General features: G+C 60.9%; 15 protein-coding genes and 1 riboswitch. Of the genes, 4 read left to right on the top strand and 11 right to left on the bottom strand.

The annotated features are described in order from the left end of the window. Window positions 1–431 precede the first annotated feature (431 nt). The 5 genes from AO353_RS15055 to AO353_RS15035 form a co-directional block, all read right to left on the bottom strand. Entirely contained in the window at window positions 432–1,268 is an 837-nt protein-coding gene (locus AO353_RS15055; RefSeq protein WP_054595673.1) for an ABC transporter ATP-binding protein, read from the bottom strand. Next, on the bottom strand, window positions 1,256–2,059 hold the full coding sequence (locus AO353_RS15050) for an ABC transporter permease (protein ID WP_054595672.1): 804 nt from the start codon (window positions 2,057–2,059) through the stop codon (window positions 1,256–1,258). Before AO353_RS15050 ends, AO353_RS15055 begins: the two co-directional genes overlap by 13 nt. A 9-nt stretch (window positions 2,060–2,068) precedes the next feature. Further along, on the bottom strand, window positions 2,069–3,055 hold the full coding sequence (locus AO353_RS15045; RefSeq protein WP_054595671.1) for an ABC transporter substrate-binding protein: 987 nt from the start codon (window positions 3,053–3,055) through the stop codon (window positions 2,069–2,071). Window positions 3,056–3,452: 397 nt separating this feature from the next. After that, the gene (locus tag AO353_RS15040; RefSeq protein WP_054595670.1) at window positions 3,453–4,823 is read right to left on the bottom strand and encodes an aspartate aminotransferase family protein; all 1,371 of its coding nucleotides are present in this window, start codon (window positions 4,821–4,823) and stop codon (window positions 3,453–3,455) included. 22 nt (window positions 4,824–4,845) lie between these two features. Further along, complete coding sequence (locus AO353_RS15035) at window positions 4,846–6,336, bottom strand: aldehyde dehydrogenase (RefSeq protein ID WP_054595669.1); 1,491 nt, start codon at window positions 6,334–6,336, stop codon at window positions 4,846–4,848. 245 nt (window positions 6,337–6,581) lie between these two features. Between AO353_RS15035 and AO353_RS15030 the strand changes: the two genes are divergently transcribed. Then, the gene (locus AO353_RS15030) at window positions 6,582–7,496 is read left to right on the top strand and encodes a LysR family transcriptional regulator (RefSeq protein WP_054598237.1); all 915 of its coding nucleotides are present in this window, start codon (window positions 6,582–6,584) and stop codon (window positions 7,494–7,496) included. Window positions 7,497–7,506: 10 nt separating this feature from the next. Here the strand turns inward: AO353_RS15030 and AO353_RS15025 are convergent, their stop codons facing one another. The 5 genes from AO353_RS15025 to AO353_RS15005 form a co-directional block, all read right to left on the bottom strand. Beyond that, window positions 7,507–10,245, bottom strand: coding sequence for a LuxR C-terminal-related transcriptional regulator (locus AO353_RS15025; RefSeq protein WP_054595668.1), 2,739 nt, complete (start codon window positions 10,243–10,245; stop codon window positions 7,507–7,509). 216 nt (window positions 10,246–10,461) lie between these two features. Continuing rightward, window positions 10,462–11,826 carry a DUF1329 domain-containing protein gene (locus AO353_RS15020; protein WP_054595667.1) on the bottom strand — a complete coding sequence of 455 codons (1,365 nt, stop codon included), beginning with the start codon at window positions 11,824–11,826 and terminating at the stop codon, window positions 10,462–10,464. Between the two features lie 28 nt (window positions 11,827–11,854). After that, entirely contained in the window at window positions 11,855–13,744 is a 1,890-nt protein-coding gene (locus tag AO353_RS15015; protein WP_054595666.1) for a DUF1302 domain-containing protein, read from the bottom strand. 335 nt (window positions 13,745–14,079) lie between these two features. Further along, on the bottom strand, window positions 14,080–15,762 hold the full coding sequence (locus tag AO353_RS15010) for a fatty acid--CoA ligase (protein ID WP_054595665.1): 1,683 nt from the start codon (window positions 15,760–15,762) through the stop codon (window positions 14,080–14,082). A gap of 145 nt (window positions 15,763–15,907) precedes the next feature. Next, a complete protein-coding gene (locus AO353_RS15005; protein WP_054595664.1) occupies window positions 15,908–16,537 on the bottom strand; it encodes a LysE family translocator in 630 nt (209 codons plus the stop codon). Window positions 16,538–16,824: 287 nt separating this feature from the next. Here AO353_RS15005 and AO353_RS15000 point away from each other — a divergent pair, with 287 nt between their 5' ends. From AO353_RS15000 to AO353_RS14990, 3 genes are all read left to right on the top strand, one after another. Next, entirely contained in the window at window positions 16,825–17,790 is a 966-nt protein-coding gene (locus AO353_RS15000; RefSeq protein WP_054595663.1) for a 2-hydroxyacid dehydrogenase, read from the top strand. A 33-nt stretch (window positions 17,791–17,823) separates the two neighbouring features. Continuing rightward, window positions 17,824–18,822: a class I SAM-dependent methyltransferase gene (locus AO353_RS14995; RefSeq protein ID WP_054595662.1), complete on the top strand. Its 999-nt coding sequence runs from the start codon at window positions 17,824–17,826 to the stop codon at window positions 18,820–18,822. A gap of 40 nt (window positions 18,823–18,862) precedes the next feature. Then, window positions 18,863–18,984, top strand: a riboswitch (yybP-ykoY riboswitch). An 89-nt stretch (window positions 18,985–19,073) separates the two neighbouring features. Beyond that, window positions 19,074–19,658, top strand: coding sequence for a TMEM165/GDT1 family protein (locus AO353_RS14990; protein ID WP_054595661.1), 585 nt, complete (start codon window positions 19,074–19,076; stop codon window positions 19,656–19,658). Window positions 19,659–19,883: 225 nt separating this feature from the next. On the opposite strand, the gene AO353_RS14985 is transcribed toward AO353_RS14990, so the two are convergent. Beyond that, window positions 19,884–20,702, bottom strand: coding sequence for a M48 family metallopeptidase (locus AO353_RS14985; RefSeq protein WP_054595660.1), 819 nt, complete (start codon window positions 20,700–20,702; stop codon window positions 19,884–19,886). Window positions 20,703–20,738: the final 36 nt, after the last annotated feature.

Raw genomic sequence — 20,738 nt, 5'->3', positions numbered from 1 at the left:
CGCTTCATCTCGATGAGCTTGATGGCGGAATGCGTGGCGATTTGTGGCGAGGGAGCTTGCTCCCGCTGGGGCGCAGAGCGCCCCCCAAAACGTGTTGCCAGGCAAACCCCGTCAGCAGGTTTTGCGCCTGCTTCGCAGGCGAGCGGGAGCAAGCTCCCTCGCCACGGGTTTTGTGTCTGACGCGACACTGCGATTAATGCGCCTCCTCCAACTCGTCATGCAGCAAGCCGAAGATCTCGCGCTTCATCTCGATGAGCTTGATGGCGGAATGCGTGGCGATTTGTGGCGAGGGAGCTTGCTCCCGCTGGGGCGCAGAGCGCCCCCCAAACGTGTTGCCAGGCAAACCCCGTCAGCAGGTTTTGCGCCTGCTTCACAGGCGAGCGGGAGCAAGCTCCCTCGCCACGGGTTTTGTGTCTGATGCAGCACTGCGATTAATGCGCCTCCTCCAACTCGTCATGCAGCAAGCCGAAGATCTCTCGCTTCATCTCGATGAACGAGCGCTCCATGACCATGTCCAGCGTGCGTGGACGCTCGATCGGCACGTCGAGAATCTGTTTGATCCGCCCAGGTCTCGCGCCCATCACATAGACCCGGTCGCCGAGCAGAATCGCTTCGTCGATGTCGTGGGTGACGAACAGCACGGTCTTCTTGCTGTTGCCCCAGACCCGTAGCAGCAGTTGCTGCATTTGCAGACGGGTCTGGCTGTCGAGAGCGCCGAAGGGTTCGTCCATCAGCAGGATTTGCGGGTCGTTGGCCAAAGCCCGGGCGATGGCCACACGCTGCATCATGCCGCCGGAGAGTTGCTTGGCGTAGTTGTCGGCGAAGCCGGTGAGGCCGACTTCGTTGACGTAGTAGTCGACAATTTCCTTGCGCTGGGCCGCCGGCATGCCGCGACGCTTGAGGCCAAACTCGACGTTTTGCCGCACGGTCAGCCAGGGGAACAGCGTGTAGCTCTGGAAGACCATGCCGCGATCCGCGCCGGGGCCTTCGACGTGCTGGCCACCGACGTAGATCTCGCCTTCGGTGGGTTCGGCCAGGCCTGCCGTCAGGTACAGCAGGCTGGATTTGCCGCAGCCCGAGGGCCCGACCAGCACCGCGAACTGCTGGTCCGGCACTTCGAACGAAACCTTTTCCAGCGCCGTAAACATCCCGCCGTCAGGCTTCTGGTAGCGCAAGCTGACCTTGTCCACTTGCAGCCGTGGCGCGGCGTGCACCAGCGCTGCAGTGGGTGTGGTGAAACGATGATTGGCGGCGGTTACTGAGCCCATGCGGCGATCCTCAGTCGAAGAAAACGGAACAGTTGATCGGTGATCAGGCCCAACAGGCCGATGATCGCGATCGCCAGAAAGATCACATCCACCTGAAAGCCGCGCATGGCTTTGAGGCTCAGGTAGCCGAGACCACTGGAAGCGGCCACCAGTTCGGCGACCACCAGGTACGTCCAGGCCCAGCCCATGGTGACGCGCAAGGTGTCGAGCACACCCGGCAACGAGGCCGGAGCGATCACATGCAGCACCGCATCGCGGCGATTGGAACCGAGGGTGTACGAGGCGTTGATCAGGTCCTTGGAGATGCCTTTGGAGACATCGGCGATCATCACCAGTTGCTGGAAGAACACGCCGAAAATGATCACCGAGACCCGCTGCTCCAGACCGATACCGATCCACAGGATGAACAGCGGCACAAACGAGGTCACCGGCAGGTAGCGGATGAAGTTGACCATCGGTTCGAGGAACGCCTGGACGATGCGGAAACTGCCCATCAGCAACCCCAACGGCACCGCCACCAGCGACGAGACGATGAAGCCGACCATCACCACTTCCAGGCTTGCCCAAACGTGGACCCCAAGTGTGCCGTCGCGCGCCAGGCGCACGGCGGCATCGAGTACCGCGCCGGGTGTCGGCAGGAACATGCCCGGCACCACGCCGCCGTACGACAACCCGGCCCAGAGGCCGACCAGCAGCACCCAGGCCAGGCCGCTGGCGCTCCAGATCACCTTGACCGGCAAGCCGGTCTTGGGCGTGATGCAGCGGCTCAACCATGAATTTCGCTTGAACATGGCCACCTCCTACAGCGGGCTGACGAAGCGGTTGTCGACCAGTTCGTCGTGGCTGACGTTGTAGGGTTTGCCTTGCAGTTCGCTGGCGGTTTCGTTGGCGATTTTGATCAGCGCTGCGCTGTCACCCGGTTTGCCCGGCGAGCCAAGGAGTTTTTCGCTCATGGCCTGATCGTAGAAGCGCACACCTTTGGCGGCTGCGGCCAGTTCCTTCGGATCGGCGAGGTAACCGCCGACGCCTTTGGCCATGATTGCGTAAGCCTCGTCCGGATGCTCTTGGGTGTACTTCACCGCTTTGTACAAACCGGCGACCAGGGCTTTGACGTCTTCCGGTTGTTTCTCGATGACGTTGCAGTTGAGCGCGACCACGTCGACGATCACACCGGGGGTGGTGCTGCTGTCGATCAGCACTTTGCCTTGCTTCTTGTCACGGACCATCGACAGGTGGGGTTCCCAGGTCACGGCGGCCGGTACGCGACCGGCGATGAACGCGGTGGCGGCATCGTCGGCAGTCATGTTCTGCACGGTGATGTCGCTCATTTTCATGCCGTTCTTTTTCAGCAGGTACGAGAGCCAGAACTGCGAGGTCGAGCCCTCGTTCACCGCCACGGCTTTGCCTTTGAGCTCTTGCAGGCTCATGACGTCCTTGCCCACCAACACACCGTCGCCACCATGGCTGTCATCCAGAGCCACAACCGCTTTGAAGCAGAACTGCGGGCGATATTTGAGCACTTCATCGATGGTCGAGGCCGAACCGGACAACTGGCCCGAGGCTTGGGCGGCCATGTACATCGAGGCTTCTTCTACCACCGGCAGTTCGACGCTCAGGCCGTTCTCCTTGAAGTAGCCCAGGTCCTGGGCGAGGTAGAGGGTGCCGTAACCGACCCACGTGGTGTGGCCGATGGACAGGGTGCCGGCCTGGGCGCTGGTGGCGACCCCGGCAGCGATGGCGGTGATCGCGAGTGGTTGAGCGAAACGGGTTAGCAAGGACTTGATCATGGAGCACTCCCACAGCTGTTGATTTAGTTTTGTCCTGGGCAGTACGGCCAGCGGCCTTGGAACAGGTGCTACCTGCGGTCTCTGAATGGACCTTGAGGTGGTCAGCGTTCGGCTGACTGGCGAGGTTGATGTTGGCCCAAGGAAGACCATAGGAAAACGAGGAAATATGTCGCCGCGAATGAAGAAAAACCTCGGTAGCGCGCACTGCAAATGGGCGCCATGGGCGGAGGTGCCCGGGGTGGGTGCAAGAGGTGAGAAGTGTACTGAACGGGCAATAGCTATCGCGGGCAAGCCTTGCTCCTACAGGTTGTGTGTCGAACCACGCAAGTGTGATCGACTACAAATCCGTAGGAGCAAGGCTTGCCCGCGATAAGGTCCGCAGGACCTTCCAGCAATCTCAGAGCTGGCCGTATTCCTGTGCCGTACGATCCACCGCGCGCAAGGTTTTGCCGACCAGTTCATCCACTTCTTCACGCGTGGCAATCAGCGCCGGAGCCATGATCATCCGGCCCAGAGTCGAGCGAATGATCACTCCTTCTTCGAAGCCAATCGTACGGCAGCGCCAGGCGATGTCGTTCTCGTTGGCGAAGCGTTTGCGGCTGGTTTTGTCCTCGGCCAATTGCAAAGCCGCGACCATGCCCACGCCCTGGATATCACCGACCAACGGGTGATTGCCGAACACTTCGCGCAAACATTTCTGCAGGTACGGGCCGATGTCGTCCTTGACCCGCGTGACCACGCCTTCATCGCGCAAGGCCTTGAGGTTGGCGATGGCCACCGCCGCCGCGACCGGGTGCCCGGAATAGGTCAGGCCGTGGGCGAATACCCCGCCCTGCTCCACCAACACCTGGGCCATTTTTTTCGACAGAACCAGCCCGCCCATGGGGATATAACCCGAGGTCAGGCCCTTGGCGATGGACAAGGTGTCGGGCTCGAAACCGAAGTGCTCGTGGGCGAACCATTCACCGGTGCGCCCGAAGCCGCCGATCACTTCATCGGCGCACAGCAGCACGTCGTATTTGCGGCAGATCCGCTGAATTTCCGGCCAGTAACTCTCTGGCGGAAAGATCATCCCGCCAGCGCCCTGGAACGGCTCGGCGATGAACCCGGCGACCTTGTCGGCGCCCAGTTCAAGAATCTTCTCTTCGAGTTGCTGCGCCGCCCGCAGACCAAATTCGGCGGGCGTGAGGTTGCCTTCGTGGGCGAAAAAATACGGTTCGTCGATGTGCGCGATGTCCGGAATCATCCCGCCCATTTCGTGCATGAACTTCATCCCGCCCAGCGCCGTGGCGGCCAGGGTCGAGCCGTGATAACCGTTCCAGCGGCCGATCATGACTTTCTTCTCAGGCTTGCCGAGGATCGTCCAGTAGCGCCGTACCGTGCGGATCAACACCTCGTTGGCCTCGGAACCGGAGTTGGTGTAGATCGCATGGCTGTAGTGCCCCGGCAGCAGGCTGAACAGCAGTTCGGAGAGCTCAATCACCTGCGGGTGGGTGGTGTGGAAAAACATGTTGTAGTACGGCAACTGCTCCAGTTGCCGGCTCGCTGCGGCGGCCAGATCCTTGCGCCCGTAACCGAGGTTGGTGCACCACAGCCCGGACATGCCATCCAGATAACGCCGACCGTCGTTGTCCCACAGGTGCAGGCGGTCGCCACGGACCATCACCCGTGGCCCTTCGTCGTTGAGGGCTTTCTGATCGACGAACGCGTGGATGTGATGCGCAGCATCGGCGGCCTGATAGTCGCGGGTTTCACGTGGGGTGGTCATCGCCAGTTCTCCGTTTTTATTGTCAGCGCAGTTGAAACCAGGTGGTCTTCAACTGGGTGTATTTATCGAATGAGTGCAGCGACAGGTCACGGCCAAAACCGGACTGCTTGCCGCCGCCAAAAGGCACCGTTACATCAAGCGCATCGACACTGTTGACCGACACCGTCCCGGCGCGCAATTGCCGCGCCACGCGGTGGGCGCGGTTGAGGTCGTCGGTCCACAACGATGCGGCTAAACCATAGACGCTGTCGTTGGCCAGTTGCAGTGCGCTGGCTTCGTCATCGAACGCCGTGACTGCCAACACCGGGCCGAACACTTCATCGCGAAACAGCGGCATGTCCGCCGTCACGCCGGTAAAAATCGTCGGCTGAATGAAGTTGTCCGAGCCGTTGATAATCGACTGCTGGCCACCGCACACACGCTTCGCACCCTGGCGTTCAGCCTGCTGGATGAACTTCATGATTCGCGCCGTTTGCCGGCTGTCGACAATCGCCCCGGCAGTGCTCGACGAGTCCAGCGGATCACCCGGCTGCCAGCGTTCGACCTGGACCATGAGGCGCTCGACAAACTCGTCATGGATCGAGCGTTCCACCAGCAGCCGCGAGTTGGCCGAGCAGACTTCGCCCTGATTGAAGAAGATCCCGAACGCAGCTTTCTGCGCCGCCAGATCGAGGTCCTGACAGTCGGCGAACACCAGATTGGCGCTCTTGCCGCCGCACTCCAGCCATACCTGTTTGAGGTTCGACTGCGCCGAGTACTGCATGAAATATTTGCCGACTTCGGTGGATCCGGTAAACACCAGGCAATCGATGTCCAGGTGCAAGCCCAAGGCCTTGCCGGCCTGTTCGCCGAGGCCCGGCAGCACGTTCAGCACGCCTGGCGGCACACCCGCTTCCAGCGCCAGCTCGCCCAGACGCAAGGCGGAGAACGGCGATTGCTCGGCCGGTTTGAGGATCACCGAATTGCCGGCGGCCAGCGCCGGCGCAAGTTTCCACGCGGCCATGTCCAGCGGAAAATTCCACGGCACCACGGCGGCCACCACGCCAAGGGCTTCGCGGGTGATGGTCGCCAGCACGTTCTGCGCACTCGGGGCGATCTGGTCGTAGAGTTTGTCGAGGCTTTCGGCGTACCAGCGAAACACCCCGGCGGCGCCCGGCACATCGATGGTGTAGGCGTCCATCACCGGTTTGCCCATGTTCAGCGAATCGAGCAGCGCCAGTTCTTCGCGGTTGGCCATGATCAGCTCGGCCAACCGTAGCAACACCTGTTTACGCTCGCCGGGCGAACGCGCCGACCAGACGCCCGACTCAAACGCCTGTCGTGCGCTAATAACCGCCGCATCGACGTCTGCATTACCGCACGCCGCCACCTCGGCCAGCACTGCGCCGGTGGCCGGGTTGATCGCGGCGAAGGTTTGCCCGGACTGTGCCGGCCGTTGTTTGCCCTCAATCAACGCCTGCGTAGGAAACTGCAGCGCGGCGGCCTGGCCTTGCCAATATTCAAGCTCGAACACGTTCGGATGCTCCTTGGACTTTTTAGTGTGCGATCGATGGTGGCTCAGGCGGCGGCAGGGGAAAAATAGTAAATATGTGGTCGCAGGCCATGAAAAAACTGGGCAGCCAAGCTCCCCGCGTGCGCGCCATGTGGTTATTGTTCAAGCACAACAAAACCGTCGCCCCAGTGGATAAGGGCGGTGCGCAAATTGCTTGGGTTCAACGGTCGAGACTGGCGTCGAATCCATCCACCCCGAGGTTTGCTGTGGCTGCTTACAATCTGCGTCAATTGAAGTACTTCATTACCACCGTCGAATGCGGCAGCGTCGCCGAGGCGTCGCGTAAGCTGTACATCGCCCAGCCGTCGATTTCCACGGCGATCAAGGGTCTGGAAAACAGCTTTGGCGTGCAGTTGCTGATTCGTCACCACGCCCAGGGCGTTTCCCTGACACCCAGTGGCGCACGCTTCTACCGCAAGGCTCAGGAGCTGCTGCGCATGGCCAAGGAGTTCGAACAGAACGCCCTGGCCGACAACGACGTGGTGTCCGGGCAGATCGATATCGGCTGCTTCGAAACCGTCGCGCCGTTGTACCTGCCGCAATTGATTGCCGGGTTCTCGGCGCTGTATCCGGGAGTGGAAATCCGCATTCGCGACGGCGAGCAGCAAGAGCTGGTCCAGAACCTGACCTCGGGTGCGTTCGATCTGGCGATCCTCTACGAGCACGACCTGGACGCCACCATCGAAACCGAACCGCTGATGCCGGCGCAACGGCCTTACGCGCTGCTGCCGGCCGATCATCGGTTTGCCCAGCAAGCACAAGTGTCCCTGCGTGACCTGTGCCTGGAACCAATGATTCTGCTCGACGTGCAGCCAAGCCGAACCTACTTCGTCAGTTTGTTTGAAGAACTCGGGCTGACGCCCAGAATTGCTTTCAGCTCGCCGTCGATCGAGATGGTGCGCGGGATGGTTGGCCAGGGTTTCGGCTTTTCAATTCTGGTCACCCGGCCGCATTCGGAATGCACCTACGACGGGCAGAAAGTGGTGTGCGTCGACATTGTCGAAGACGTCACCGGTTCGGGGTTGGTGGCGGCCTGGCTCAAACGCGGGCAACTGACCAAACCGGCGCAGTTGTTTGCCGATTATTGTCGCGAGCAGCTGACCGCCAAGGCCCGCCCCTGATCGCTGGACGTTACGCCAACAAGCCCAGCTCCTTGGCCCGAGCCACGGCCTGGGTACGGCGTTCGACACCGAGTTTGCCGTTGATGTGGCTGGCGTGGGTTTTGACGGTGTGCAGCGAGATGAACAGCTGATCGCTGATTTCCTGGTTCGAGCAGCCTTGGGCGATCAATTGCAGGACTGCCTGTTCGCGGGCGCTGAGTGCTTCACTGGGGTGCTGCAACTCAACCGTCTCGCGGGCAGTGGCTTGGGGTAAGCGCTCGATCAGGCTCTCACGCAGTGCACCGGTCGGACACTGTGCCAGTTGCTCACGCAGCCAGTCCGGGTGATCGCGCAATAACTCACCAAAAGGTTGCAGGACACCACCGGCCGCCGCCTCGAAGGCCAGCCCCAACGCCTGACGCGCTTCAGGTTCACGGCCATTGTTCAGCAACAGCGCGACCTTCTGATTCAACGCCATCACGCTGAGCATCTGCCTTCCGGTCTTCTGCCCATGTTCCAGCAATGCGTTCAAACGCCCTTCCGCCAGCATCGGCTGCCCTTGGATGGACTCCAGCAGCGCCTGTTGCAGTTCGATGTGCAGCGGCATTTGTGGATGAAACTCCGGCGGTGCCGCAGCGTGCTCGCCGTTGTAGGTTTGACCCAATCGCGCCAACCAGGCTTCGGCCAGATCGGTGCGGCCCTGAGCCAGCCACAGCTCGCATTTCACCAGCGTGATCATCGCCAGGTAGTAAATCGGCGGCACGTCCCAGATGTGCATCAGCCGTTCAGCCTCGGCCAGTTCGGCAAACGCCCGGGCGAACTCGCCATTGCAGCCTTCCAGCTTGGCGATCACGCAATGACCGATCAGCACGCTGATATCGCGACAGGCCCGAGCTTCGTTCAGCCCTGTCCGCAAACGCGCCAGCCCGGCTTCGGGCTGCAGGCGCAGGGTCAGCAGAAAACCTTCGTACAAGGTCAGGCGTGCGCGAATCGCATACAGCCGCTGCGGCGATAAACCCTGCAAACGTTGCTGGCCCTGATGCACTTCATCCAGCGAACGGAGAATTTCCCCGCGCGCTTGCAGCACCCGTGCGCGGTCGTAATGGGCCAGCGCTTCGAACAGCGGATTGCCGACCCGTTGCGCCAGCTCCAGCGACTCGCGGTTCAAGCCCCGGGCGCGCCACAGGTCCGCGTCGGCGATCGCCAGGTTGGACAAGGTCGACAGGCACATCAAGCGCTGCCCGTAACGTTTGTGCGGCAGGCTCTCCAGCGCTTCGGTGCAATACAGCAGCGTCAGTTCACGCTGGCCGCGGCCACGCGCGATGATCCCGCTGAGCGCGAGCCACTGCGCCAGCATGGATTTCTGCGCGGTGGCCGACGGTGCCGGCAGGAAGCGACTCAAGTGGCTGGCCAATTCTTCAGCCGCATCGAGCTGGCAGGCCAGCCCCAGCGCCCAGCTGTACAGCACGATCAGTCGCGGGGTGCTGATCAGCAGGCTGTCGGGCAAGTCCATTTTCCAGCGCAGCAGCATGCCGACGTTCTGTTCGGCCAGCAGCTGTTCTTCGGAAAGGTTCTGCACCAGGTTCGCCGCTACATCCAGGTGCCCGGCGCGCAATGCCTGCTCCACCGCTTCATCGAGCAGACCCTGGGCGTTGAACCAGCGGCAGGCGCGCAAGTGCAGGCTGGCGGTGGGCACCATCGCATTGGCGGTCGGCCGACTGCGCAACAGGTCGGAAAACAGATGGTGATAACGGTACCAATGGCCGTGTTCGTCGAGCGGCACCAGGAACACTTGATGGGACAGCAGAAAGCGCAGGATCTCAGCGCTGTCATGGGCTTCGCGCACGGCGTCGCAGAGCTCGCTGCAGAAGCGCTCTTGCGGTGCGGTGTCGTATAGAAACGACTGCACTTCGGCGGGCAGGCAGTCGATGACTTCTTCAAGCAGGTAGTCGCGTATCAAGCCTTCGCCACCGTGCAGCGGCTGCGGCAACGCGCCGCCATTGCGCGCTTCAGAGGCAGCCAGCAACCAGAAACGCAGCCCTGCGACCCAGCCTTCGCTGCGCTGGATCAGATTCTCCAGCGCCTCGCCGCGCAATGAGCTGCTGTGTCGATCCAGCAGGGTCAGGGATTCGTCGTGGGTCAGGCGCAGGTCCTGTTCGCTCAGCTCAAGCAATTGCCGCGACAGGCGCAAACGCGCCAGGTGCCAGTCGGGACGCTGGCGACTGGTCACCAGCACCAGCAGGCCATCGGGTAAGTGATTGAGGAAAAATTGCAGGCAGCGATCGAGCACCGGGCCCTGGGCCAGATGGTAGTCATCCAGAACCAGCAGCAGCGGCGCGCTCGGTGACAGGTGAATGGCCAGTTCATCGAGCAGCCCGTCCAGCCATTCTTCGAAGGCGAACGGTTGATGGCGTTGACGCATTTTCAGCAGGCCAAGGGCCTGGCTGCCCAGCTGTGGAAAATAGTTTTGCAGGCCTTCAAGCAGCCGTTCGAGGAAGCGCCCGGGATCATTGTCGCGCGGGCTCAACCCCAGCCAGAGACTTTGCCAATGCGCCGGCAGGCTCTGACAGAACTCCACCGCCAATGAGCTTTTACCGAACCCCGCCGGCGCGCTGACCAGCAGCAGTCGCCCTTGCAACCCGGCACTCAGCCGCTCGCACAGACGAGGCCGCAGCACATAGCTGTCGGGCAAGGGGGGCCGGTAAAAACGCCCTTCCAGCACAGGCATTGCCGCGCCGGATGGCCTTTGGATTCGGAACAGGTCAGTCATAGCCAACTCTTGTTTAAGTGCTGTTGTCGGCATTGCAGATGTCCGCAGACTAGCGGTAAACCGGAGCGGATTGAAGGTTCCTGCTACAAATGGCTACAAAAAGACTACGAACAAAAGTTACCGGGCTGGTTATGCAGCGATCTTTTTTCGAGACAAAAAAACGCCCCGAACCAGTCGGGGCGTTTTTCGAGGATGCGGCCTCTGTGTTACGACACGTTAGCGAACACCGTCCTGAGCCAGTGCAGCCGGGGTGAAATCACTGGTGCTCGCGGTAAAACCGAAGTCATACGCACGTTTCTCTTCGTTCTTCATGCCCAGCGCCAGATAGCGCCCGGACTGCAGGTCGTAGAGGGTTTCCAGGGCATACCACGGCACTTGCTGGTCGTAGTAGTTCTCGGCATGCGCCTCAGCCACACGCCAGAGTTGACCACGACCGTCGTAGTGATCGATGACCGCGGCTTGCCAGGTGTCTTCGTCGATGTAGAAGTCACGCTTGGCATAAATGTGGCGCTGACCTTCCTTCAGGGTCGCAACCACATGCCAGACGCGACGCAGTTCGTAACGCGCCAGGTCCTGGTTGATATGACCGGCCTTGATGATTTCGTCGTACTTGAGCGCCGGCGAGTCTAGCTTGTAGCTGTCGGAGGCGATGTACATCTCTTTCTTGCCTTCGAGCTTCCAGTCGTAACGATCCGGGGCACCGTTGTACATGTCCAGGTTATCGGAAGTACGCAGGCCATCGGCAGCCGTACCCGGCCCGTCATAAGACACTTGCGGGGCACGCCGCACACGACGCTGACCGGCGTTGTAGACCCACGCCGAACGCGGCTCCTTCACCTGGTCGAGGGTTTCGTGAACCAGCAGCACGCCACCGGCCAGACGCGCCGGTGCAGTCACTTTCTGCTTGAAGTAGAACAGGATGTTGCCCGGGTTTTTCGGGTCGTAATCCTTCATCTTGTCGCGGAACACGAACTGGTCCTGGAAGTACACCAAGCTGTAGGAGCCGTTCGGTTGCGGCGTGGCCTGGGTCACCAGACGGGTCACGCTGCCACCGCGATAGCGGGTGATGTGGTTCCAGATGACTTCGACGCCGCTTTTCGGAATAGGGAACGGCACGGCAGTTTCGAAGTTTTCCAGACCGTTGCCGCCGGACACCAGGTTGGTGTTGGTGGCGTTCTTCTTGATGGCGACGAACACCTGATCCGGCACGGTCGCGCCACGATGCGACGGGTAAACCGGCATTTTGAAGGTGTCCGGGTAACGCTTGAACATTGCGTATTGGCCCGGCGCCAGTTTGTCTTTGTACTTGTCGACGTTTTGCGCGGTGATGGTGAACAGCGGTTGCTCACTGGCGTACGGGTTGGACAGGAAGCCTTTGCTGTCGACGCTGCCGGCGTTTTTCTCCATGGGTTTCCAGGCCGGGATCGAGCCATCGGCATTGCCTGCCATTTCCGCGCCCATCGGCGTCAGGCTCTTGCCCAACTTGTCCGCTTCAGCGGCCGGAACTGCTGCCATGACCGCGGTTGCCAACAGCGAAAGCCCGAGGACACCCGCTTGCAACAGACTTTTGGTTACTTTCATATTCTTGTTCGTCCTGAAGATGCAGTGCTTAGAAGTTCACGCCGACGCTGAGCGCAACGAAGTCGCGATCATCCACGGTGCTGTACTTGCCGCCAAAGAAGTTGGTGTAGGCGAGGCTCGCGGTGTAGGTGTTCTGGTACTCGGCATCGAGACCCAGGCTGACCGCTTTGCGACCTTCCTCGAAGTTGCCGCCAGGGCCTGGCGAGTAACCGCTGACGTCATGCGACCAGGCGACGTTGGGCTTGAGGTTCACACCGGCGAAGACGTCCGGGTATTCCCAGATGGCGCGGGCGCGGTACCCCCAGGAGTTGGCGGTGGTGAAACCGTCGTTGTTGCAGTTGGAGCTACGGTTGTTGGTCGCAGCACCTGGCCCGGCACCGTTGATGGTGGAGGTGTTAAGAATCTGCGAGCAGGTGTCCAGACCGCCCGTGGCGGGCAGTTCGCCTGGGCCGAAGACCGGATCGCGGCCATAACGGACATCGGACGTGCTTTCGAGGCCACCGACGTGAGTCAGTCCGACTTCACCCACCACAGTCAGACGCTGGGCGCCCATGACCTGATCGAAGAAGTGCGTGAAAGTGGTCTGGATCTGGGTGATTTCCTTGCGGCGATAGCCGTGCAGGTCTTCCCCTGGAACACCCTGGAGCAACGAAGCGTTGGTCAGCGCGCCACCCAGCGGACGAACACCGGCGAAGAGGATATCGGTGGAGTTCAACTGCACCGGCGCATTCGGCCGGTAGCTGATCTCACCGCTCCACGCCGTACCGGTAGGCAGGGTGGTGGAGAAGCTCAGGCCATAGAGGCGGATGTCTTCCGGGTACTCGACGAAGTACTGCGAATTACCCGCGACCAGCAGCGGCCCGAGGGCCTGGAACGGACCGGGCAATGCCTTGACGCCGTTGTAGACCGACTGCGGAGCACCAGTGGCACTGAAGATCGGCGCACGGCTGTGGTAGTTCATGAAGTAGGCACCGAACTCGGTGTCCAGCGGATCGAACATGTACTTGAACGCCGCACCCCACTGGCCGCTGTTGCTCGCCTCGCGGTCTTGCCCGCGACGCACCAGCACGCCCTCTTCGTTGACGTTGACACCGTTCGCGGCCAATGGCCCCAAGGCGACGGCGGGGATGGTCGAACGCTTGTTCAGGACGCGCAGGTTGTCGGTGCAACCGTTGGCAATGATGTCTGGCTGCGAGAAGAAGGTACCGCAGTTGTCGACAACGGTCTGGTCCCAGCCGATCTGGTAGAACGCTTGAGCCGACAGATTCTCGGTCAGGCTTTGCGAGATGTAGAACATGTTGACCGGGATCAGGCCTTCCTTGATCTCGGCACCGGGACGACGGAATGCAGACACGTCGATCGGGTTGATCGAGTTGATGCCGCCGCCAATGAAGGTACTTTCACCCCAGTTGACCACCTGCTTGCCCAAGCGCACGGAACCCGGCTCATCGGCAATGGAGTAGTTGTGGTAGACGAAGGCGTCGAGGATTTCCCCACCCGACGACTTGGCGCCTTCCTTGCGTCCCTCATTACTGACGTTCTTGAATTCCAGGTCCTGGTTTTGCAGCGCGAAGTCGTACCAGTATTTACCGCGCACGAAGACGCCGGTATCGCCGTATTTCAATTCAAGGTCATGGATGCCCTTGAAGATTTTCGAAAAGGCTTGCCCGCTCTTGAAGTTCAAGTGCCCGTCATCGGAGGTCTGGGACAGGCCCTTGCCACCGTTGTTGACACCGATCAGGTTCTTGTTCGGTTGTTGGGTAGACACGCTCATGCCCAGGGAGAGGGACGAGTCGAACTGACCTTCGATTTCACCGACGTTGAAACTGACGCCGAATGCGGGTCCGGCGAGCGTAGAGGCGAGACTGACTGCCAGAGGCAGTTTCGCCCGGCGCCAGAACTGGTTTATTGATGTCATCGACGCTACTCCATGTGCTTTATTGTTATGGCATTGAGCACTTCTAAAAACGCTCTGAATAACGGGGAGCCCATGTCGTCCCGAAGTCATCCAAAGTTGCATCGCCCCGTTTTGTGCGTTTGCCCCGTTCTTAAAAATCCTTGAGCGGACTATAGCCAGCAGGTAGTACTGCTTGATCCCTCTAAAGTGTGATTTGCAGCCCCACCACTCTGGAACAGTCCTGTTGCCAATCCGACAGATGTCGGCCTGGCAAGGATGGCTGAAAATTCTGAATAAACAAGCCAAGCGCTTGCTTGGTGGGCTTGCAGGGCCCTTTCGGGCCCGGCAAAGGACGCTTACAGCGTCGAAAGGAAGGTGCTGTTGCTGGCCTGCCATTGTGCGATGTCGACGCGGATACGCTTCTTGTCGAGCTTGCCGACACTGGTCTTGGGAATTTCAGTAACAAGGGCGATCTGGCTCGGGATGGCCCACTTGCTCAGGTGCCCCAGTTCGACGAAAGGCTTGAGGTGTTCCTTGAGTTCCCTGGCGCCTATTGCATGGCCTTCACGGAGCACCAGCAAGGCAAACGGGCGCTCGCCCCATTGCGGGTCAGGGATACCGACCACTGCTACTTCCCGTACCCCCGGATGGCGGCTGATCAGGTCTTCGAGGTCGAGGGAGGAAATCCACTCGCCACCGGTCTTGATCACATCCTTGATCCGGTCACGGATGTCGATCACCCCCATGCTGTCCAGGGTCGCCACGTCGCCCGTGTGCAGCCAGCCCCCGGCCCAGAGCTCTTTGCCCTTCTCGGGTTCGTTGAAATAACCTTCGGTGAGCCACGGCGCACGCAGCACCAGTTCGCCCTGGGACTCGCCGTCGGCCGGCAGGAAGTTGCCATCAGCGTCGATGATCGCCGCTTCCACCAAGGGACCCGGCACGCCAGCCTTGATGCGATACGTGGTGCGTTCGTCTTCGGTGCCGGCCATCAGCTCATCGTTAAGGTGAGCGCAGGACACCAGCGGACCGGTTTCCGACATGCCATAGGCGGCGGTCAACTGAATGCCCTTGGCCTTGGCCGCTTCGTACAGCGCGCGGTTCAGGGCGCTGCCGCCGATGACGATTTTCCAGCCGCCGAAATCCGTGCCTTGCGCGGACTTGGCGTTGAGGACCATTTGCAGGATGGTCGGCACGCAATGGGAGAAGCTGACCTTTTCCTTGCGCCACAACTCCACCAGGTATTCCGGGTCGTAGCGGCCGGGGTAAACCTGCTTGAGCCCCAGCATGGTCGCCACGTACGGCAAGCCCCAGGCATGCACGTGGAACATCGGGGTGATCGGCATGTACACGTCGTTGGTGCCCAGCAGGCGCACGCTGTCGATGCTGCCCATGATCGTCGACACGCCCATGGTGTGCAGCACCAGTTGCCGATGGGTGAAATACACGCCCTTGGGATTGCCGGTGGTGCCGGTGGTGTAGAAGGTGGTCGCCACCGAATTTTCATCGAAATCTTCGAAGGTGTACTGGGTGCTCGCGGCAGCCAGCAGTTGCTCGTACTCGCCGACCAGGTTGGGCAAGTCGGCGGTTTTTTCCGGCAGATCGGTGAGCAGCAGGGTTTTCTCGACCGTGGTCAGGTGCCCGGCAAGCGCCTGGTACAGCCCGACGAACTCACTGTTGACCAGCACGAAGCGGTCCTCGGCGTGGTTCATGGTGTAGAGAATCTGTTCGGGCGACAGGCGCACGTTGATGGTGTGGATCACCGCACCGATCATCGGGATGGCAAACATGCATTCGAGGTAGCGATGGCTGTCCCAGTCCATCACGGCCACGGTATCCCCGGCCTTGACCCCGGCCGCCGTGAGCACGTTGGCCAGCCGCGCGACACGCTCGATGAGGGTCGGGTAGCTGTAGCGCAACTGGTCGCGGTAGACAATCTCGCGGGTTTTCTCGTAACGGCTGCCGGACATCAGCAGCCGCTTGATCAACAGCGGGTATTGATAAGCGCCTTCGGCTGGCGGAATAACGCGCGTCTCCAACATAAGCATCCCTTTATCTGACTACACGGTCGTGACTGAAAAGATAAGCACTTTAGTCAGCCGGAGCGCCAGCTAAATCAGCCAAAGGGATGATTTGCAGAGCCGTACAAATGCTAGCTTTGCGCCAGCATTTGTTTCCGAGAGTGGATCAATGCATCTCGGTCAGGGCCAGCTTCACGCCGATGGCGATCAGCACCACGCCCATCGTGCGGTCGAACCAGTGGCCCATGCGGGCAAAACCGGCCCGTACGCGCTGTTGGCTGAACAGCATTGCCACCAGGCAGAACCAGATCGCGGTGGCTGCCGCCAGGTAAACGCCGTAACCGGCCTGAATCGCCAGCGGTGTGTGCGGGTTGATCACCACGGTGAACAGCGACAGGAAAAACAGCGTGGCTTTGGGGTTCAGGCCGTTGGTCACGAAACCTGAGGTAAATGCGCCGCGTGCGGTGCGCTCGCCGGCTTCCTTGTGCAGGTTTTCAGTGGCAGGTTTCGCCGGCTGCGCGCGCAGCGCCTTGAAGCCGATGTACAGCAGGTAGGCGGCCGCCAGCCATTTCAGCGCGTTGAACAGCATGATCGACTGCGAGACGATCAGGCCGATACCGAGCAGCGAGTAGCCCACGTGCAGGAAAATCGCCGAGCCGACACCCAGCGCCGTCCAGGTCCCGGCGCGACGACCGTGGGTCACGGCCTCACGCACCACCACGGCAAAGTCCGGACCAGGGCTTGCCACGGCAAGCAGGTGAATCAGGGCGACGGTCAAAAACTCTGTCCAGTACATGGGGGGCTCCTTTAGGCCAGGCCGATCAATCGAAGATTTCTTGGTCAAACATCATACCGGTGGCGAGGGAGCTTGCTCCCGCTGGGTTGCGAAGCAGCCCTGAACCCTGCAACCGCGTTTCGTCAGGTGTACCGCGTTGGCGGCTTTGCGACTGCTGCGCACTCGAGCGGGAGCAAGCTCCCTCGCCACAGTTTTGGTGTCTGTTTTAGCTCAGGGCATAACAACTTGTTTCATCTGGTAGGCTCGGCAGAGTACGCCTTCAGACTCCTGCGCAAAAGGTACAGTTAATGACGAACAATCGCCGCGCCGTATTCCTCGACCACAGTTCACTGGACCTCGGTGACCTCGACCTCAGTGGGTTGCAGCAGTGCTTCGATGACTTGCAGCTGCGCTCACTGACCACGCCCGACAACATCGTCGAACGGCTGCAAGGCGCCAGCGTGGCAATCAGCAATAAAGTCCCGCTGAACGCCGAAACCCTCAAGGCCTGCCCCGAACTGCAGCTGATCCTGATCGCCGCCACCGGCACCAACAATGTCGACCTGGCCGCCGCCCGCGCCCAAGGGATTACCGTGAGCAACTGCCAGGGTTATGGCACGCCGTCGGTGGCGCAGCACACGATCATGTTGCTGCTGAACCTTGCCACCCGCCTGAGCGATTACCAGAAAGCCGTCGCTGAAGGTCGCTGGCAGCAGGCCAAACAGTTCTGCCTGCTGGATTTCCCGATCGTCGAACTCGAAGGCAAAACCCTCGGCCTGCTCGGCCATGGTGAATTGGGTGGCGCCGTCGCGCGGCTGGCCGAAGCCTTTGGCATGCGCGTGTTGCTCGGCCAATTGCCTGGGCGGCCGGCCCGCGCCGACCGCTTGCCGCTGGATGAGCTGCTGCCGCAAATCGACGCGCTGACCCTGCACTGCCCGCTCAACGAACATACCCGTAACTTCATTGGTGCCCGCGAACTGGCGCTGCTCAAACCCGGCGCCTTTGTGGTCAATACCGCACGCGGTGGACTGATCGACGAACAAGCCTTGGCCGATGCGTTGCGCAACGGGCATCTGGGCGGCGCGGCGACCGACGTCCTGAGTGTCGAGCCACCCACCGCCGGCAATCCGCTGTTGGCCGCCGACATCCCGCGCTTGATCGTCACCCCGCACAACGCCTGGGGCAGCCGCGAGGCGCGGCAGCGGATCGTCGGTCAACTGACCGAAAACGCCCAAGGCTTCTTCAGCGGTACAGCGCGGCGGGTCGTCAGTTGATAAACTGCCGCACTTTTTTTCAAGGAGCAGAGTATGGATCCGCGCAGTGAAGTACTGCTTCGTCAGGCTGAGTTGTTTCAAGGCGAGTTGCTGCTGGCCGGTTTGCCCGCCGATGACTTGCTGGGCAAATTGCCCAACGCTCACGGCTGGTGCTGGCACGCAGGTGATCAAGCGGCGCTGGACGCACGCTTTGCCGAGCGCAGCCACTTTGGCGTGAATGCTCCGAGCCGCGAATTTGAAACGGCGGTGGTGTTCCTGCCCAAATCCAAGGACCTGACCGATTACATCCTCAATGCCCTCGCCTCGCGCCTGGCCGGTCGCGAGCTGTACCTGGTGGGTGAAAAACGCAGCGGCATCGAAGGCGCGGCCAAACAGCTGAGCCCCTTCGGCAAACCGCGCAAGCTCGACAGCGCCCGCCACTGCCAGCTCTGGCAGGTCACCGTGGCCAATGCGCCCGAGGCCAAATCGCTGGAAAGCCTGGCGCAGGAATACGAACTGCCGCTGGCTGAAGGCCCACTGAAAGTGATCAGCCTGCCGGGCGTGTTCAGTCACGGTCGACTGGATCGCGGCAGCGCGCTGCTGCTCGAACATCTGGACAAACTGCCAAGCGGTCACTTGCTGGATTTCGGTTGCGGTGCTGGCGTGTTGGGCGCGGCGGTGAAACGGCGTTATCCACACAACACCGTCACCCTGCTCGACGTTGATGCGTTCGCCGCTGCCAGCAGTCGCCTGACATTGGCGGCCAACGGCCTGGAGGCCGAGGTGCTGACCGGCGATGGCATCGACGCTGCACCGATGGGTTTGAGCGCAATCCTGAGCAATCCGCCGTTTCATGTCGGGGTTCACACCGATTATCACGCCACGGAGAATCTGCTGCGAAAAGCAGCCAAACACCTGAAAAACGGTGGCGAACTGCGCCTGGTAGCCAACAGCTTCCTGAAGTATCAGCCGCTGATCGAGGAGCATCTCGGTGTGTGTGCGATCAAGGCCGAAGGGCAAGGTTTCCGGATCTATCGGGCCAAGCGCGGCTAGAAATTAGCGCTTGCCGAATGGCTTTTGCCTAGGCAGAATCCGCTCCGTCCTAGGGGAGTAGTCTCCCACGAGCGCCATGCTCGTCCGGCATACGTCAACATACTTGGTCCTCAGACCATGGCGTATGCGACCCAAGCGTCCACTCAGATGGATCGCAGGGTTTGACAAGACCTATGACACGAACACCTTACCCGGGGCGGGAAGGCTGTACGTGTCATAGCCGTGTCGACCCGCCCCTTAGGAAAACCCTGATGCTGGATTCTCTTCTCGTTCCCACCGCCGTCGTTGCCTTGGCTGAAATCGGCGACAAGACGCAACTGCTCGCGCTCATTCTCGCCGCACGCTTTCGCAAACCCTGGCCGATCATCGCCGGTATCGTCGCTGCAACCCTGGCCAACCACGCGGCGGCGGGTGCTGTCGGTGCCTGGTTCGGGAGTTTCTTCTCGGATGCGACGCTGCACTGGATCCTTGCCGCAAGCTTTACCGCGACCGCGCTGTGGACCCTGGTGCCGGACAAGATGGATGAGGACGAAGCCAGCACTGCGCGCAAATTCGGGCCGTTCCTGACCACGCTGATTGCGTTCTTCCTCGCCGAGATCGGTGACAAGACCCAGATCGCCACCGTGATGCTCGCCGCTCAGTACCCTGAGTTGTGGCTGGTGGTCATTGGCACTACGCTCGGCATGCTGATTGCCAACGTGCCGGTGGTGCTGGCGGGTAATTTTGCCGCAGACAAACTGCCCCTGACCCTGATCCGCCGCCTGGCAGCATCGGCGTTCTTCATCCTGGCCATCGTCGCGGTGTACAAGGCGATGCAAAGCAGCGGGTGGGTGTAACACTTTCGACTGACATGTCACTGCCTGGTAGATAACTGTGGCGAGGGGGCTTGCCCCCGTTGGGGTGCGAAGCAGCCCTCACCCCTGCAACCGAGATCCGCCAGATACACCGCACTCGCTGGCTTTGCGACTGCTGCGCACTGGAGCGCCAGCCCGGTCGAACGGGGGCAAGCCCCCTCGCCACAAGAGCTGCACGACTTCAGCTCTTGTGGCTCACTTCAGGATTCAGGATTTTTTGGCCTTCAGGTAAAGCGGCATGACTTTCGGAATCGCTGCCTGGAGCGACGCAACCCGGCTGCTGGACGCCGGGTGAGTGCTCATGAATTCTGGCGGCGAACCTTCGGAAGCCTTGCTCATCTTGTCCCACAGGGTGATCGCCGCGTTCGGGTTGTAGCCGGCGCGGGCGGCCAGTTCCAGGCCGATCAGGTCAGCTTCGTTTTCATTGGCGCGGCTGTTGGGCAAGGTCATGCCGTAGTTGGCCACGGTGTCGGCCAGGGCCAGCGTGTCCTGCCCCAACCCGAGCAAGGCACCAGCTCCCTGCTTGGCCATTTCGATGCCATAGGCCTTGGACATCGCTTCACGACCATGCTCACGCAAGGCGTGGGCGATTTCATGGCCCATGACTGCGGCGATTTCATCGTCAGTGAGTTTCAGGCTGTCGATCAACCCGGTATAGAAAATGATCTTGCCGCCAGGACCGCAGTTGGCGTTGAGCTCGTCACTCTTGATCAGATTGACTTCCCACGTCCACTGCGCCGAATCAGGACGGAAGACCGGTGCCTGCGCGATCAGCCGATTGGCAATCGCCTGGACCCGCTTGGCCTCGCTGCTGTTCTTGTCCAGCACACCCTTGTTGCTCGCCTCACCCACAGTCTTTTGGTAGGACTGGGCATACATCTGGTTGACCTCATCGGTCGACAGCATGCTGAACATGTACTGCTTGCGCTCCACGCCCACCGCGCCGCCGTTGGTGGTGTTGACCGACTGGCAACCACTGAGCAGCAGACTTGCACCCAGTGCACACAAAACCAATGCCTTACTCATGAACAGCCTCCCTGGAAATATGGCGCGTATCCTAGG

The sequence above is a fragment of the Pseudomonas fluorescens genome (assembly GCF_001307155.1).
Classification (GTDB): Bacteria; Pseudomonadota; Gammaproteobacteria; order Pseudomonadales; family Pseudomonadaceae; genus Aquipseudomonas; species Aquipseudomonas helvetica.
The sequence above is the reverse complement of the archived record's forward strand: the minus strand, read 5'-3'. Positions and strand labels throughout refer to the sequence as shown.

Excerpts from the sequence above, each read along its gene's own strand:
- AO353_RS15055 (WP_054595673.1), bottom strand. The coding sequence starts at position 1,268 with ATGGGCTCAGTAACCGCCGCCAATCATCGTTTCACCACACCCACTGCA.
- AO353_RS15050 (WP_054595672.1), bottom strand. The coding sequence starts at position 2,059 with ATGTTCAAGCGAAATTCATGGTTGAGCCGCTGCATCACGCCCAAGACC.
- AO353_RS15045 (WP_054595671.1), bottom strand. The coding sequence starts at position 3,055 with ATGATCAAGTCCTTGCTAACCCGTTTCGCTCAACCACTCGCGATCACC.
- AO353_RS15040 (WP_054595670.1), bottom strand. The coding sequence starts at position 4,823 with ATGACCACCCCACGTGAAACCCGCGACTATCAGGCCGCCGATGCTGCG.
- AO353_RS15025 (WP_054595668.1), bottom strand. The coding sequence starts at position 10,245 with ATGACTGACCTGTTCCGAATCCAAAGGCCATCCGGCGCGGCAATGCCT.
- AO353_RS15020 (WP_054595667.1), bottom strand. The coding sequence starts at position 11,826 with ATGAAAGTAACCAAAAGTCTGTTGCAAGCGGGTGTCCTCGGGCTTTCG.
- AO353_RS15015 (WP_054595666.1), bottom strand. The coding sequence starts at position 13,744 with ATGACATCAATAAACCAGTTCTGGCGCCGGGCGAAACTGCCTCTGGCA.
- AO353_RS15010 (WP_054595665.1), bottom strand. The coding sequence starts at position 15,762 with ATGTTGGAGACGCGCGTTATTCCGCCAGCCGAAGGCGCTTATCAATAC.
- AO353_RS15005 (WP_054595664.1), bottom strand. The coding sequence starts at position 16,537 with ATGTACTGGACAGAGTTTTTGACCGTCGCCCTGATTCACCTGCTTGCC.
- AO353_RS15000 (WP_054595663.1), top strand. The coding sequence starts at position 16,825 with ATGACGAACAATCGCCGCGCCGTATTCCTCGACCACAGTTCACTGGAC.
- AO353_RS14995 (WP_054595662.1), top strand. The coding sequence starts at position 17,824 with ATGGATCCGCGCAGTGAAGTACTGCTTCGTCAGGCTGAGTTGTTTCAA.
- AO353_RS14990 (WP_054595661.1), top strand. The coding sequence starts at position 19,074 with ATGCTGGATTCTCTTCTCGTTCCCACCGCCGTCGTTGCCTTGGCTGAA.
- AO353_RS14985 (WP_054595660.1), bottom strand. The coding sequence starts at position 20,702 with ATGAGTAAGGCATTGGTTTTGTGTGCACTGGGTGCAAGTCTGCTGCTC.